At 35.5% G+C, this 16,679-nt stretch carries 13 protein-coding genes; 12 read left to right on the top strand and 1 reads right to left on the bottom strand.

The window, feature by feature from the left end:
• Positions 1-101 precede the first annotated feature (101 nt).
• Positions 102-368 (top strand): hypothetical protein, encoded by a 267-nt coding sequence (locus ACFSAH_RS16280; RefSeq protein WP_379663800.1) that lies wholly within the window; start codon positions 102-104, stop codon positions 366-368.
• A gap of 103 nt (positions 369-471) precedes the next feature.
• On the opposite strand, the gene ACFSAH_RS16275 is transcribed toward ACFSAH_RS16280, so the two are convergent.
• On the bottom strand, positions 472-1,179 hold the full coding sequence (locus ACFSAH_RS16275) for a FadR/GntR family transcriptional regulator (protein ID WP_379663799.1): 708 nt from the start codon (positions 1,177-1,179) through the stop codon (positions 472-474).
• 308 nt (positions 1,180-1,487) lie between these two features.
• On the opposite strand from ACFSAH_RS16275, the gene ACFSAH_RS16270 reads away from it, so the two are divergent.
• The 11 genes from ACFSAH_RS16270 (at position 1,488) to nagA (ending at position 16,678) form a co-directional block, all read left to right on the top strand.
• Entirely contained in the window at positions 1,488-2,270 is a 783-nt protein-coding gene (locus ACFSAH_RS16270) for a glucosamine-6-phosphate deaminase (RefSeq protein ID WP_379663798.1), read from the top strand.
• Positions 2,271-2,351: 81 nt separating this feature from the next.
• Entirely contained in the window at positions 2,352-3,989 is a 1,638-nt protein-coding gene (locus tag ACFSAH_RS16265) for a hypothetical protein (protein WP_379663797.1), read from the top strand.
• A gap of 56 nt (positions 3,990-4,045) precedes the next feature.
• Positions 4,046-7,162 (top strand): SusC/RagA family TonB-linked outer membrane protein, encoded by a 3,117-nt coding sequence (locus ACFSAH_RS16260; RefSeq protein WP_379663796.1) that lies wholly within the window; start codon positions 4,046-4,048, stop codon positions 7,160-7,162.
• Between the two features lie 35 nt (positions 7,163-7,197).
• Positions 7,198-9,000, top strand: coding sequence for a RagB/SusD family nutrient uptake outer membrane protein (locus tag ACFSAH_RS16255; RefSeq protein ID WP_379663795.1), 1,803 nt, complete (start codon positions 7,198-7,200; stop codon positions 8,998-9,000).
• A 28-nt stretch (positions 9,001-9,028) separates the two neighbouring features.
• The gene (locus ACFSAH_RS16250) at positions 9,029-9,715 is read left to right on the top strand and encodes a GDSL-type esterase/lipase family protein (protein WP_379663794.1); all 687 of its coding nucleotides are present in this window, start codon (positions 9,029-9,031) and stop codon (positions 9,713-9,715) included.
• Between the two features lie 53 nt (positions 9,716-9,768).
• On the top strand, positions 9,769-10,857 hold the full coding sequence (locus ACFSAH_RS16245; RefSeq protein WP_379663793.1) for a hypothetical protein: 1,089 nt from the start codon (positions 9,769-9,771) through the stop codon (positions 10,855-10,857).
• A gap of 29 nt (positions 10,858-10,886) precedes the next feature.
• The gene (locus ACFSAH_RS16240; protein ID WP_379663792.1) at positions 10,887-11,822 is read left to right on the top strand and encodes a dihydrodipicolinate synthase family protein; all 936 of its coding nucleotides are present in this window, start codon (positions 10,887-10,889) and stop codon (positions 11,820-11,822) included.
• 21 nt (positions 11,823-11,843) lie between these two features.
• The gene (locus ACFSAH_RS16235; protein ID WP_379663791.1) at positions 11,844-13,019 is read left to right on the top strand and encodes an AGE family epimerase/isomerase; all 1,176 of its coding nucleotides are present in this window, start codon (positions 11,844-11,846) and stop codon (positions 13,017-13,019) included.
• Between the two features lie 28 nt (positions 13,020-13,047).
• Positions 13,048-14,274, top strand: coding sequence for a sialidase family protein (locus ACFSAH_RS16230; RefSeq protein ID WP_379663790.1), 1,227 nt, complete (start codon positions 13,048-13,050; stop codon positions 14,272-14,274).
• A 94-nt stretch (positions 14,275-14,368) separates the two neighbouring features.
• On the top strand, positions 14,369-15,520 hold the full coding sequence (locus ACFSAH_RS16225) for a sialidase family protein (RefSeq protein WP_379663789.1): 1,152 nt from the start codon (positions 14,369-14,371) through the stop codon (positions 15,518-15,520).
• Positions 15,521-15,535: 15 nt separating this feature from the next.
• Positions 15,536-16,678, top strand: coding sequence for an N-acetylglucosamine-6-phosphate deacetylase (gene nagA / locus ACFSAH_RS16220; protein WP_379663788.1), 1,143 nt, complete (start codon positions 15,536-15,538; stop codon positions 16,676-16,678).
• Position 16,679: the final 1 nt, after the last annotated feature.

Below are 16,679 nucleotides of genomic sequence, written 5' to 3'. Positions count from 1 at the left end.
TGACCAAAAAAAGATACAATATTTATATCGTTTTAAAATAATATTTGTTAGATTGGTTATAAGATAAAAATAGTTGAAGGATTAATTTTAAAGTGTTTTTTATGATAGCCGAGTTAATACAGAAAGAAGAGATTTCCAATTATAAAATAGTGGATGCCCCAGAAGACCATGCTACTGAATTAAAGGAAAAACTACAAAATGCTTTAAGGTTGGGAAATGAGTTTAAATCCAAAGCAAATATTGTGTTTAATACTACAGCAGGTCCTAAGCGTGTAGAAACTACCATTTGGAATGTTACACCAGATTATTTAGAGCTTAAAGGTGGCGTAAATATTTCTACACATAGTTTGTTGGAAATAGATTATTAGAAAGTACATGTGGTTAAAAACAAAAAGGGATTTGTGATGCACAAATCCCTTTTTGTTTTTTTTAATATGATCCCCGTTTTGGTATAAGATCTTTAGCTAAGCTTTATTTATTAAAAATTCGCTCAAAGTGACTTTCTAAGTGATTGCGCATGGCATTTCTCAACAATTCAGGAGAGCCGTTTTCAATCACATCAACAATACCTTTATGGGAAACAAATTTCTTTACATGAATTGGTTTTTTTAATAAACCACTATTATGTACATAGTCGAAAATAGGAAGCAACATTTTTTGGAATTTTTTCATGTTTTCATTTCTTGTTATCTCATATAGTTTACCGTGAAATGCTATTTCTTGTTCCGTGTTAAATAATTCACCATTAGTATTTTGGGGTTCATGTTCTACGATTTTTCTTAATTCAGTTATATCTTCAGGAGTTATACGTTGAAAAATGAAATCTGCCATACCAATTTCTAAAGTCAGTCTTAGTTCAAACATTTCCCGTAAAGTATCCTGATCTAAAATATGAGGGTTCATACTTTTACTCAGAATACCAAATACATCGGGGCTTGTAATGATGGTCCCTTTTTTCTTTTTGGTTTCTATAAGTCCAATTACCCTTAATCTTACTAAGGCTTCTCTTATTACGGTTCTACTTACGCCCAGGGTTTCGGATAATTCTAACTCTTTGGGAATAGGGTCTCCAACTTTTAGTTTTCTTTCCTGAAGCAGTTTTACGAGGTTGGCTTCAACCTTGTCCACTAATGAACTGGTGTCTATGTGTATGTTTTCTTTTAAGGTAGTTAGTGTCATTTCTTATGTATTATTTAATGCAAAAATAATAAAAGTATACGATATATGTAATATATGCTTTAATGCTGTTTAGACATTGTTAAATAAAAACATGAATTTATTTGGAAGTAATATGAATTTTGTTTTACCTTTATAATGTCATACATAATACTTTTATTGTAAACTTAAATTGTGATGAAAAAAGACTTTACTAAAGACCTGAGAAGTAATTTTAAAATGATTGCTTTAATCTCAAATTCTCTTGATCAAAACTCATCGAGTGATTATATACTTAAGAATATTTTGTCGCATAAATAATCTAATTTATTATGAAAATACAGGATAATTATGATGAGCAATTTATAATCTATTCAGATAAGTATGAAGCATCCAGAGTGGTTGCTGATGAGATGTGTAATGTGATTGAAGAAATTGGGCTAGCGGGCGGTCTTCCTGTTTTAGGTTTGGCAACGGGGGCTACGCCTGAGATTATTTATAAATATCTTATAGAAGCATATCAGAAAGGGAAGTCTTTTGCTAAAACAATATGTTTTAATCTGGATGAGTATTATCCCATTCAAAAAGAGAATCCCAATAGCTTTTATTACAGTATGTACAAGCAGTTATTCAACTATATAGATATACCTGATAACAATATTCATATTCCTCATATTGGAACTTTGGATACGCCTCTCCATGATTTTTGTAAAGACTACGAGAATAAAATAAACCAAGTGGGAGGGATTGATCTGCAAATACTGGGCATAGGAGAGAATGGTCATATTGCCTTTAATGAACCAGGTTCGGACTTTAACTCACTTACCCGTTTGGTAGATTTAGATGAGGTAACCCGTAAAAATGCAGCGGCTGATTTTGGTGGGGTTAGTGCAGTCCCTAACCAAGGCATAACTATGGGGATACAATCTATTTTACAGGCTAAAAAAATTATCCTGTTAGCTTTTGGAGAAAATAAGGGAAGAATTATGAATAGGCTTCTTTATGAGCCAATAACTCCTGACTTGCCTGCATCATTTCTTAAACTTCATAGTAATTGTCAGTTTGTTCTTGATGAGGCGTGTGCTAAAAATATAAAATATATGGACATCACTTAATGATATAAAAATATCTGGAGATAATAGTGGTGCTCTTGCATAAATAAACAAATCATTTGTATAACCTAAATTTTGTAACTAATGAAAAATTATTACTTCACAGTGTTTACATTAATCATGGGATTATGTTTGGTAAATCAAGCTTATTCCCAACTTGCAGCTGATAATTTGGCCATATATCGATATGGAAATGGAGCAATAACTAATAATACAGCTCCTGTATTTATTGACGAATATACACAAGATGGAGCATTTATTCAGTCTATTTCATTTCCTGTCTCAAATGCCTCTGGTAATTATGCACTTACAGGCCTGCCATTTACAGCAAGTGCAATTCCTATTGAGGGGCTTATCACATTATCAGGAGATAGAAATTATCTAAGTGTAGTAGGGTATAACACAGGGGTAGGACAAGCTACCGGGCAGGTAGGTAGGGTAATAGGTATAATAGGTGCTGATGGGGTAGTTAATACTTCTACATGCCTTACGGGCGATCGAGGATCGCCGAGAGCAGCAGTTATAGGAGGGGCAGGCGCAGGTGTTTGGTTTGCAACTACTGGAACAACAGGGGTTGATAACTCAGCAGGATTGAAGTATGTGGCTTCTGGAACTACTATAGCAAATGCGGTAAGAATTTCTTCGGATAATAGCCAATATAGGAGTGTTTTAGAATTTGGAGGAGATTTATATTCTACTAGGGGAAATAATAGTTTTTATAAGATTGAGGCAATGCCGGTAAGCGGAAGTAACTCAGCTTCTGTACATGCGTTACCGGGTAGTACAGCAATAAGTCAGATTGTTCTTTTTGATACCAATAATGATACTAAACCGGATTTGTTGTATGCTGCTGATGATAGCTCAACAGGTATTGTAAGAAAATATATTTCCGAAGATGCGGGAGCAACATGGGTAGCGAAAGGAACAACTACAGATGACGGAGTAACAAACGGCATAAAAAGTATTACCGGAAAAATGATTTCTGGAGTAGTAACCTTGTATATGACTACTACAGGTGTCTTTGGGAATACAGAAATCAAATCAAGTTTATTTAAAGTAGTGGATAATAATCCACTCACAGCAGAACTAAATGCTGATGATAATGCGCCTGAAGTATTAAAAATAGCTCCTGATGGGACAATGTTTAGAGGTGTGGCCTTTACTCCGGGCAGTACTATTTTGCCGGTTGAGCTTCTTTCTTTTAAAGCTAGCTCTAAAGGAAGCCATGTAGATTTAAGTTGGGTAACGGTGTCAGAGAAAAATAACTCTCATTTTGAAGTACTTAGAGCAGAAGGGACTAATCACTTCCATAAAATAGGTTCGGTTAAGGGAAATGGTAATTCTAAGAAAGAAAATGTTTATCACTTCTCAGATCTGAGACCAGAAAATGGAATCAACTATTATAAGCTAAACCAGGTAGACTATAACGGAGAAAGTAAGGAAACAGATGTTGTTTCTATTTTTATGGATTTTGATGATCAAAACATCAAAATTATTGGATCAAAATCGGAAATACTGGTTACCGTTGAAAGTGATTTAATGGGAGAAGGATATTTTAAGGTATTGAGTGTTGAAGGTAAGGAATTGATTACCCATAAGGTGAAATCTTATGAGCCGGGTTACAGTTTTAGCTTGCCACATAGTCTTCCTGCAGGAATATATATAGGCATATTGGTAGGTGAAAACCAAAATATAAAAAGGGTTAAATTCTATTTAGAGTAAAAATAGTACGATTAGTAACTGAAAAAATTAAACCACTATAAACTAATAAACGATTTATGAGAAGAATCTTATTGCTGGTCATGTTTTTTGGGGTTTCTAAATTACATGGGCAACAGCTACGAAAAATTTCCGGAAAGATTGTTAACTCGCAGACAAATGAGCCTTTGGCTGGGGTAGTCATAACCTTAGAAAGGAACAAAGTTTCAACAGTCTCAGATAAAGATGGTAATTTTTTAGTAAATGCTACGGAAGATGATTATCTAATAACTAGTTATATGGGATTCCAGGTTTCAAAAACTCATGTTAAAACATTTAATGGGACAATAAAGCTGCAAGAAAATATAAGGGAGTTGAGTCAGGTCACAGTAATTGGTTATGGAACAGTAGATAGGAAAGATGTCACCGGATCAGTAGGAGAAGTAAATGTGGCGGATATGGCAAAAGCTCCTGTGGCAACTTTTGATAGAGCTTTGGCAGGTAGGGTTGCTGGGGTTCAGGTTTTGTCTAACGAAGACCAGCCAGGTTCTGCAATGAATATTGTAATTCGTGGAGGTAATTCACTGGAACAAAGTAACTCTCCCCTTTATGTTGTAGATGGGTTTCCAATGGAGGAGTTTTCAGGAGAGATTAATCCGGCGGATATTGAATCAATATCTATTCTAAAAGATGCTTCAGCCACAGCGATATATGGTTCAAGAGGAGCTAACGGAGTCGTTATTATAGAAACTAAAAAAGGTAAGGTTGGTTTGCCGCAAGTATCTTATAGAAATTCATTCGGTTTGTCTCAGGTTCCTAAGGTTTTGGAGTTAATGAGCCCGTATGAATTTGTTAGGTATCAGGTAGAGAAGGATCCCGGAAATAATGAACCCATATATTTTACAAAGCCTAATATGACTTTGGAAGATTATCGTTCAGTAGCGCCAATTGATTGGCAGGATCTTTTATTTAAGAATGGTTTCATGCAGACTCATAATGTGTTACTCTCCGGAGGTAATCCTCAGACAAAATATGTGGTTTCAGGTTCTGTGTTTGATCAGACAGGGGTAATTCTAAATTCAGGATATAGCCAATATCAGGGAAGAATAGGTCTGAATCAGACTATAAGTAAGAAAGTGAAGGCAAATCTGAATGTAAATTATAGTAATGAAAAGAACTATGGTCAAATGATCTCGCAACAGCAATCTGGTTCGAACTCATATTCAACTTATTTAATGTATCAGATTTGGGGGTATAGGCCTGTAATGTCATCTGAATTTGACCTGAATATAGATCTGTTTGATCCGGAGGCAAATGATAATAGAATTAATCCTTATGTGGCAGCACAGAATGCTGTTCGTCAGCAAAATAAATCAGGACTGATTGTGAATACAGATTTGGTATATTCAATTTCTAGAAACTTGGAATTAAAAATTAAAGGAGGAATAAGAACTAATTTAATTGAAAATGAGGCATTTTATAACTCTAATACTTTGCAGGGGCATTTATCAGGAAATAACCCCAAAGGACCTAATGGTTTGTTTAGATATATAAAACTTGGAAGTTTTTTAAATGAGAATACGCTTACTTATAAGAAGGAAATTAATAAATCAAATCAGTTTGATGTGTTAGCGGGTTATACTCTACAGAAAGATGATTCGAAAACTTATGGATATAATGTAGAAAGAGTTCCTTATGAAGAATTAGGATTAAGCGGAATGGATTTAGGAAGCCCTACTTCTGTGTATTCTCTTATTTCTTCAAATGTGCTTATATCCTACTTGGGAAGGGCAACTTATCGTTGGAAGTCCAGATACTTTTTTACAGCGTCTATCAGGGCAGACGGATCATCTAAATTTTCTAGAGAAAATAGATGGGGATATTTTCCTTCCGGAGCTTTTGCATGGCAGATGCATAAGGAAAAGTTTCTGAAAAATATAGCTTTCATTAATGAGTCCAAAGTAAGATTAAGTTATGGGGTTACAGGTAACAATAGGATAGGTGATTTTGAAAGATTTCCTTCTTTAAATTTTCCACTAACTTCTTATTACTCATTTGATAATGGAATACCTAATCAGGGTTTAGGTTTTGATAATCTTGGAAACTCCGATTTGAGATGGGAAAAAACAGCACAATACAATATTGGCTATGATGTATCTGTGTTTAAAAATAAGATAAGTATTTCAGTAGACGCATATAGAAAAGTCACGAGTGATTTATTGTTAAATGCAAATATTCCTAATAGTACAGGTTTTAACAGTGTTTTTAAAAATATAGGAAAAATAAAGAATGAAGGTTTAGAGTTTTCATTATCCACTAAAAACATACAAAAAAAATCTTTTATGTGGACAAGTGATTTTAATATAAGTTTTAACAGGAATAAGGTTTTAGCTCTTAATGAGGGTGAAGATAGGTTTTTAACGCCTGTGACATGGACAGCCGATTATAACACTACCTCACTTTATATTACACAGATAGGGGGGCCTGCATCAGCATTTTATGGATATGAGTGGGATGGTGTTTATCAATATGATGATTTTGAAGTGGGAACTGATGGGAAGTACAGTTTAAAACCTTCGGTTACCACCAATGGAAATCCAAGAGAAAATATTCAACCAGGAGATATACGATACAAAGATCAAAATGGAGATTTAACAATAAATGATAACGATAGGATAATCATTGGGAGAACGCTTCCTATACACGTAGGAGGCTTTAGTAATAACTTTACTTATAAAAGAATTAGTCTTAATGTATTTTTTCAATGGTCTTATGGTAATGATATTTTTAATGCTAACAGAATTGCGTTTGAAGGTAATCAGGTCAATAGAAATGCACTAAATCAATATGCCGTGTATGCTAATCGTTGGACAGAAGAAAATCAAAACGAGACTTATTTCAGGATAGGAGGGCAAGGACCTAATGGCGTATATTCTACAAGGACAATTGAGGACGGTTCGTTTCTTAGACTAAAAACATTACAATTATCTTATTCTCTTCCAGAGGCTGTTTGCAAGCGTTTAAAAATTAAGAAAATAGAGTTGAATGCAACGGGACAGAATTTGTATACATGGACAAAATATTCGGGAATGGATCCGGAAGTATCTGTCCGTAATACAGCAAGAACTCCTGGTTTTGATTATTCTGCCTATCCAAGGAGCAGGCAGATCGTTTTTGGAATTAGTATTAGTTTATAAAAATGGTTGTTATTGTTAAACACTTAAAAAAATTTATGAAAAAGATTGTTAGTGTTTTTCTGACTATGTTTCTTTTTACATCATGTCATGAGATTTTAAATGTTTCACCTAAAGATTTTCTAAGCCCTCAAACTTATTATGATACCGAAAATCAATTGAATACAGCATTAACGGGTATTTATTCAATATTGGGAAGAAATGAGCTTTATGGAGATTTTATGTTGGGTAGGTTAGGGCTTGATGCAGATGAAGGCTGGAATTATTATGATGAGAATACGGTCGGCTATTATGCTGTTTCAACATCAGATGCTAAAATAACAGGATATTGGAATGTATTATACGAAGGCATTAATAGAGCAAATGTGCTTTTAGATAATATACATAAACCTGTAATGGATGATATTAAAAGGAAAGACATTGAAGGACAGGCTTTATTTCTAAGATCATACTACTATTTTATGTTAGTAGTAAGATTTGGAGATGTGCCTTTAATTCTTAAGCCAGTTACTACAGGTAATGCAGAAGAAGTACAAACGCCGCGAATCCCGGCTAAAGAAGTATATGAACAAGTTGTAAAAGATATGACAACTTCTGCAGATTTAATAATGGATGCGGCTGGGCATCCCGGGAGAGTTACAAGGTCTGCCGTATGGGGAATTCTCGCTCGTGTTTGTTTAAATATGGCAGGAAATCCTATAAATGATATAACAAAATATCAAGATGCTTCATCTTGGGCATATAAAGTTATCTCTTCTGAAAAACATGAATTGAACCCTTCATATGAACAGGTATTTATTAATTATGCACAGGATATATATGACTTTAAGGAAAGCATTTGGGAAGTAGAGTTTTGGGGGAATGGAGATGGGATTTATTCGGGAGCGGCTGGTAGAGTGGGCAGGAATAATGGTATTCCTCAAACGGCTGATGCCGACGTAGGTTACGCTACAGGAACTGTGCGGCCAACAGCATATTTGCATAATTTGTATGCTGCAGAAGATTTAAGAAAAAATTGGGTAATTGCCCCTTTCTATTATACCGGAAACCCAGCTACAAAAGTAAGTTGGACAGGAGTAGTGTATAGGCTGTCCTGTTCGAAATTTAGGAGAGAGTACGAACTCTTAAAGCCTAAAAATAATACTTGGACTCCTCAAAATTACCCAATATTAAGATATTCCGATGTATTGTTGATGTATGCGGAAGCTGAAAATGCATTAGGAAGAAATTTGTCGTCCACAGAACCACATGTACAAGCTGTAAATAATGTAAGGAGAAGGGCATATGGGAAATATTTAAATGGAGAAGGAGTGAAATCAATCACAATAGTTTCTCCCGGAACAGGATACACTACAGTCCCTATAGTTACGATTTCAGGAGGGGGTGGAAGTGGTGCTACAGCTATAGCTACAATTTCAGGAGGAGGAATTGCATCTATAACCGTAACAAATAAAGGGAAATTTTATACAAGTACTCCTACCATTGCTATTACAGGTGGAAATGGAAGTGGAGCTACTGCAACGGTCATGCTAACAGAGATTACGGATGCAGATTTAGGTGTCGGTTATCTTGCTAGCAGTACTTTGTTTCTTAAGGCTATTCAGGAAGAGCGCGCGCGGGAATTATGTTTTGAAAATCTGCGAAAAGATGATTTAATCAGATGGGGTATTTTTTATGAAAGAATGAAAGCCTCATTGGCAGATGTGCCTAATGGTACAGGTAAAATATACACAGCGCCAAAGACTATATATACTAATGCTACAGCGCGTGATGTGTTATGGCCAATTCCTCTTTCTGAAATGAATGTGAATCGAAAGCTGGTTCAAAATGAGGGATGGTAATTAAATATTGAAAAAATGATTTTAAGTTATGATAAATAAAAAAAACACTTTTATTTTTTTAGGTATAATATTGTTAAACACCTGTTTGGCGTATGGACAAAATCTAAAATGGGATAGTTTATCCAGACCTGCGAGCTATGATATTCGTCGTGAATATTTCAAAAAATACAGTACATCTGAAAGTGATATTGTTTTTTTAGGAAACAGTATTACTGCCGGAATAGATTGGAATGAATTATTAAATAATTCAGATGCAAAAAATAGAGGTATTTCTGGAGATTATACTTATGGATTATTAGAGCGTCTTTTTGAAATAAGCAAAGGGAGGCCAGCAAAAATATTCATCCTGATAGGTGTTAATGATATTGCCAAAAATATTCCGGATGGAGTTATTATCAATAATATAGAAAGAATTGTAAAAGAGCTTAAATCAGAAACGCCAAAAACAAAAATATATTTACAGACTGTCTTACCTGTAAATAATACTTATACCAAATTTGCAAAAAGTCATTTTAACAAAGACGAGCATATTGCAGCAGTTAATTTAGGAATAAAAGCTGTTGCAAAGAGACAAAAAGTTGAACTGATAGATTTACATCCACATTTCCTTGATCAAAAAGATAGGTTAAACTCTCTTTATACTTATGATGGACTTCATCTTAGCGCCAGGGGGTATGAACTATGGAAAAGCATTTTACAACCCTATCTTAACTGAAAGTTAGCCGCTACAGAATTTTAATTTATAAATCAAAAACAATTACTATGAATATGAAGTCAAACAAATTTCCGGGTATCATCTTTTCTCTGTTTATAGCTTTTACAATACACGTCACAACAGTTTACTCCCAGGATTTTTACCCGGATAATTTAGCAGTTTACAGGTATGGAGACGGAAAGCCAAGAAATAAGACAGTGCCTGTATTTATTGATGAATATACACAGGAAGGGAAATTAGTAAGAACTATTGATGTCCCATATATCTCATCACAATCGAATAATATGCTGACAGGTCTTCAATATACATCCTCAGCAATTCCAATTGAAGGCCTTATGACACTTTCTCAAGATGGCAAATATTTAACTATTATCGGATATGAGCAGCGTATCGGGCAATCAACCGGATATTCAAATAAAACCATCGGAAGAATAGGTGTTGATGGAAAAGTTAATACTTCTACTGTTTTAATTGACGATAGAGGTTCACCTCGCTGTGCCATTGCCGAAAATAAGGGCTTTTACATTGCTACAACAGGTACAAAAGGAGAGGAAGGAACAGCGGGCCTGAGATATATTCCTTTTAGCGAAAGTTCACAGACAAAAGGAGTGGCAGCTGTTAATTCACAAATGTTAAGCGTTTATACTTTTTTAAACAAGATATATCTTACCAGAGGTGGTAATTCATTTTTTTCAGTAGGTTCATCTTTACCAATCACTCCAAAGGATCGTATCAAAGAGCATAAGTTATCTGGAAGTTCTACGGTTCACCAGATTGTGATGCTGGATACTGACCAAAATAATATTCCTGATTTACTATATGCAGTAGATAATGATGGAAATGGTTTCTTGAGAAAGTACACTTCTAAAGATGGCCAGAAATGGGAAGAGCAAGGCTCTTTGGACTTTTCTGGTATTACGTCTAATTTAAGAAGTGTTACAGCTAAAATAACATCAAAAAAAGGTGTCGATGTCTATGTGGTTTCGGTAGGAAGTTTTGATGGGACTACAAAATCTCAAATAATTAAGGTATCTGATAAGATTGATGAACAGCTATCCAAAGAAACAAATAAGAAAGTATTAGCCACTGCTTCACCTTATACAATGTTTAGGAGCATAACGTTAGCCCCATCCATTAAATAGCTCATTTTACAAAAAATATATAAAATCATATGATAAATAAAATAGAAGGATTAGTAGCCGCACCATTTACTCCAATGCACCCAGATAAAAGCCTGAATCTGGATATTATACAGGAATATGCAACCTTTTTGGAACAAAACAAAGTTACAGGGGCTTTCGTCTGCGGATCTACAGGAGAAGGAGTAGCATTAAGCTTTAAGGAGAAACAATCCTTAATAGAGAAATGGGGCGAAGTAAAAGTACATACACTGAAAAGAATAGCATTGGTAGGTGGTACATCCATTACAGAATGTATAGAATTGGCAGAAATAGCGCAAAAATCAAATTTTGACGCCATAGCATTGATAGCACCTTATTATTTTAAAGTGAAAAGCCCTGAGGCTTTGGCTGATTTCTGTATAGAAATAGGTAAGGCGGTGCCAAATATCAATATGTATTATTACCATATCCCGGCATTAACAGGAGCTTTTGTTGAAATGCACCCTTTTCTGAAAGCCATTGATGGAAAGCTAGATAACTTTTCAGGGATTAAGTTTACCCATGAAGATTTGATGGACTATAAGCTCTGCCTGAATTTTGAAAACCAGAAATACGATCTGCTTTGGGGTAGAGATGAGGTTTTCCTTTCTGCTTTGGCAATAGGAGCAAAAGGGGCTGTAGGCAGTACATTTAATTATGCAGCGCCATTGTATTATGGATTGATAAAAGCTTTTGATGCCGGAGATCTTATAAATGCCCGTTTATTACAGGATAAGTCTATAGCCATTGTAGAGATACTCAAAAAATATGGGGGTATGGCAACAGGAAAAGCTTTTATGAAAGCCGTTGGCATAGATTGCGGAACTTTCAGGTTCCCGATAGAAAATATGCAGGAAAGTAAATATGAAGAATTTATTAAAGATCTGCATGATATGGATTTCTTCAGGCTTTCATCAAAAAATAAACTACAAGAACAATTGGTATAAGAGAGATAATATAACACAGAAATGGATTATAAGAAAGCGGAACTGGAACAGCTTAAGGAGTTTTATCGTGATCGTTTATTAGAAGATACTTTGCCATTTTGGTTTCCAAAAAGTTTAGACCAAGAATATGGCGGCTATCTATTGATGAGGGACAGGGACGGAAGTTTAGTGGATGATGATAAAGCCGTTTGGATACAAGGTAGGTTCTCCTGGCTTTTGTCAACGTTATATAATACGGTAGAACAAAAAGAAGAATGGCTTGCAGGAGCAAAATCAGGAGTAGATTTTTTAGAGAAATATTGTTTCGATACAGATGGAAGAATGTTTTTTCATACTACAAGAGATGGGAGGCCAATAAGGAAAAGAAGGTATTTTTCTTCGGAAGTATTTGCGATAGTTGCGTTTGCAGCCTATTCAAAAGCCAGTGGAGAAAAAAAATATGCAGATTTGGCAAGTGAAGTTTTTGGAAGATGTTTGAACTATATTCAGCATCCTGAAATTTTACCGGCAAAATTTACAGATACGCGTCCTTTAAAAGGCTTTAGTATTCCTATGATATTCATATTTGTAGCACAGCAGTTACGGGAATATACAGGTGATATACGTTGTAACGAATGGATTGACCGCTGGATACAGGAAATAGAACGGGATTTTGTAAAAGACGATATTCGCTCTGTAATGGAGCAGGTAAAGCCGGACGGCTCTATTAGCGATCATTTTGATGGTCGTCTTCTCAATCCGGGACATGCCATAGAAGCAGCATGGTTTATTCTTCATGAAGCCAGGTACAGGAATAATGATCCTCACTTAATAGATTTGGGATGCAGGATGTTGGATTATATGTGGGAACGAGGATGGGATAAAGAACACGGAGGTATATTATATTTCAGAGATGTATATGATAAACCCGTACAGGAATATTGGCAGGATATGAAATTCTGGTGGCCTCATAATGAAACAATAATAGCAACTTTATTGGCTTATACCTTAACGGGCGATGAAAAATATGCCGATTGGCATCGTTTAGTACATGATTACGCCTATCAACATTTTCCTGATAAAGAATACGGAGAATGGTTTGGCTATTTGCACAGAGACGGACGGGTATCTGTTCCGTTAAAAGGCAATATGTTTAAGGGACCGTTTCACTTGCCTCGTCAGGAATGGTATTGTTGGCAATTGCTGGAAAATTTTTAAGAGAAAATATATAGAAACAATTCTAATAATGAAAAAAGGAATATTGACACTAGCAATAACATTTGTTGGCCTTTTAGGTTGTGCAAAGAATAAGATTGAAGAATCTAAGAATCTAATTCCTAAAGAAGAAAATCATACAAGGTTTTTTGAAAAAGGACAAGAGGGATATTTCTGTTACCGGATTCCTGGTTTTATCAAAGCGCCCAACGGAGATTTGTTGGTGTTTGCCGAGGGTAGGGTGAATGACTGTGATGATTTTGGAGATATTGATCTGGTCATGAAAAAAAGTAGTGATGGAGGCGAAACCTGGACTAAAGTAAAAGTATTGGTTAATAATAGTGTTTACAAAGTAGGTGATCCAGCACCGGTCATTGATTATATGGATCCAAAGTATCCAAACGGAAGAATCTTTTTACTCTATAATACATCTACAAACTATGTGGATAAACAAGGGAAAACAAAAAGAATCCGGGAGGTATGGTATATAACCAGCATTGATAATGGAAGCACATGGAGTAGTCCAACAAACATCACCCATTTTGTTCATAGGCCTAATGCACCAGATTACGATGCCAGATATAATTTTGAGCCAAGTTGGACAGGAGTAAATACACAAGGACATGGAATACAGATAAAAAATGGACCTAAAAAAGGAAGGCTATATTTTGCAGGTAATCGTTTGGGAGTAAAAGCTCATGATGACGACTTTAGTAGTTATCGCTCGTATGGATATTATTCTGATGATAATGGTACAACATGGAAGATTGGAGGTGATATTGAGATTGAAGGAGGAAATGAAAGTACAGCAGCAGAATTATCCAATGGAGATATTATACAGGCAGTTCGATATCAGATTCTAAAAGATCCCAAAGGACAACCGGCTAATACAAAATTCAAATTAATTGCAGTGAGTAATTCGGGAGGTGAATCTTGGAATGCGCCACGTTTTGCAACTCAATTGCCGGATCCAATTTGTCAGGGGAATCTCTTAGATGTTAAATACAAAGGGGAACATATCATCTTATTCAGCAACCCTGCGAATTCATCCAGTCGAACAAAAATGAGTATAAGCGCAAGTAAGGATGATGGGCAAACCTGGCCCCATAAATATTTGGTTGATTCAGGCCCTGCATCTTATTCCGCAATGTATTCATTAGGAGCTGACGAAATAGGCTTAGTATATGAAAAGGGGAATACAGGTGGTTTTGTATTCCGAAAGATTAATATCGCCGATATATGTGGATGTAAAGAGTAAAAGGTTTTCCACAGATAATGATTATTATAAAATAAATTTTAGAACTAATACAATATAAACTTTTAACAACATGCCTTTTTATAAATTACACAAGATGTACATTTTTATTTTGTTGATTTGCTTAGGGTCAACAGTATGTTTTTCCCAGGAGGAGTATAATTATATTTTTAAAAACGAAACAGAAGGATACAATTGTTTCAGGATTCCCGCAATAATTAAAGCTCCCAATGGCGATTTGTTAGCTTTTGCAGAAGCAAGAAAGAAAGATTGTGGCGATTTTGGCAATGTAGATCTGGTAATGAAGCGGAGCAGAAATAAAGGAAAAACATGGGGAGCTTTGGAAATAATAGCAGATAATGGCGAATTTAAAGCAGGAGACCCAGCACCTGTAGTTGATTTCCATGACCCACAATATCCAAAAGGCAGAATTTTTTTACTCTATAATACAGGAACTGCAACAGAGTATGATTTGGTCGCTGGTAATGGCTTACGTGAAGTTCTTTATAAAACCAGCGTAGATAATGGGGAAATATGGAGTAATCCTGTAAATATTACCCTGCAAGTACACCGTCCAAAATTACCGCAATACAATCCTCAATATAATTTTGAGGAAGATTGGAGAACTACAACCAACACACCCGGTCATGCTATACAAATAAGCAAAGGCAAATATAAAGGGCGTTTATATATTGCCGCAAACCATTCTGTAGGAGATAAACTAAAAGATAATTATGATAATTTCCGATCACATGGGTTTTATAGCGATGATCATGGCAAGACATGGAAATTAGGTACAGATATAGATTTTCCTGCGGGTAATGAAAGTATAGCAGCAGAATTGTCTGATGGGAGCATCCTGCAAAATGTCAGGTTGCAGAGTAAGAAATACAAGTACAGATTGTTGGCGTTCAGTAAAACAGGTGGAGAATCCTGGGATACCGTATACCTGGATAAACAATTGCCCGACCCAATTTGCCAGGGAAGTATGCTTGATGTAAAGCACAAAAAGAAACATGTTATATTATTCAGCAACCCTGATAGTCAGGCCAAAAGAGAAAAAATGACGATAAGAGCAAGTTGGGATGACGGAAAAACCTGGGAAACGGCTTATCTGGTAGATAAAGGACCATCCGCCTATTCAGATTTGGTAGAAATTGATAACAATAATATTGGCATAGCCTACGAAAGAGGAAACAAAGGAGGGATAGTTTTTACCAGTCTTTCCAAGAAGAAGATACTACATTAAATAATTATTAAGCAAATGGGAACTGTCCTGAAGAATTTCATTTATTTTAATGAACAAGATGAGTTGATAACACATCACTCTCTATATATGAAAGATGGTATCATAAAAGAACTTTCATCAGAAATATCAATAGATGAAAAAAGTATTGATTTGAAAGGGGCATACCTGGCGCCAGCTTTTGTTGATTTACAGCTAAACGGAGGAATAAAAGTTTACTTCTCTGATACGATTACCGAGGAGGTTTTAGAACAAATGTATCTCGACCATTTGCATGTTGGAACCGTAAATATATTGCCTACACTGGTAACTACTTCTCTGCAAAACATCCTGAAAGCAATTGATGTTGTGAAAGTTTATATGTCTAAGGGAAAACCCGGAGTTCTGGGCTTACATTTAGAAGGGCCTTTCTTAAATATGGAAAAGAAAGGAGCACATAATCCTAAACATATCAGGAAACCGACAGATGAGGAGCTTAAAACCATCCTTGATGCGGGAGACGGAGTTATAAAAATGATGACCATAGCGCCAGAACAGTTTACCGATTATCAACTGACTTTGATTAAAGAAAAGGGTATTATTATCTCTGCCGGGCATTCTAATGCAACGTTAGAGTTTTCAAAGTCTTCTTTTGCCAAAGGAGTTAATTGTGTTACGCATCTTTTCAATGCGATGTCCTCTTTTGGTAGTAGAGAGCCAGGTTTGGTTGGGGCAACATTAGACAGTGATGTTTATGCAGGAATCATTGTAGATGGTTTTCACTGCGATGATACAGCAGTAAGATTGGCTTATCGATTAAAAAAAGGAAGGTTATTTCTGGTTTCTGATGCCACGTTTATCGGAAAAGAAGATTTAGAGATGGATGGTATTCAATTTATACATCAACCGGGAAGGTATGTAAACTCAGAAGGAAATCTGGCAGGGTCAAATATCAGTATGTACGATGCTATGAAGCACAGTGTGATTAAAGTGGGGATACCTGTTTACGATGTATTTAAAATGGCATCAGAAATACCTCTCAAATTACTTGGTATTGATGACAGATATGGGAAAATAAAAACAGGGTATTTTGCAGATTTGGTTGCGTTGTCTAAAGAAGATTTGTCCATTACTCATATTTTTAGAAGAGGAGAGGAAATAAGGAAAGGAGTAAGCCAGTGAC

The sequence above is a fragment of the Pseudopedobacter beijingensis genome (assembly GCF_042678145.1).
Classification (GTDB): domain Bacteria; phylum Bacteroidota; class Bacteroidia; order Sphingobacteriales; family Sphingobacteriaceae; genus Pseudopedobacter; species Pseudopedobacter beijingensis.
This window is presented reverse-complemented; position numbering and strand designations above follow the sequence as displayed.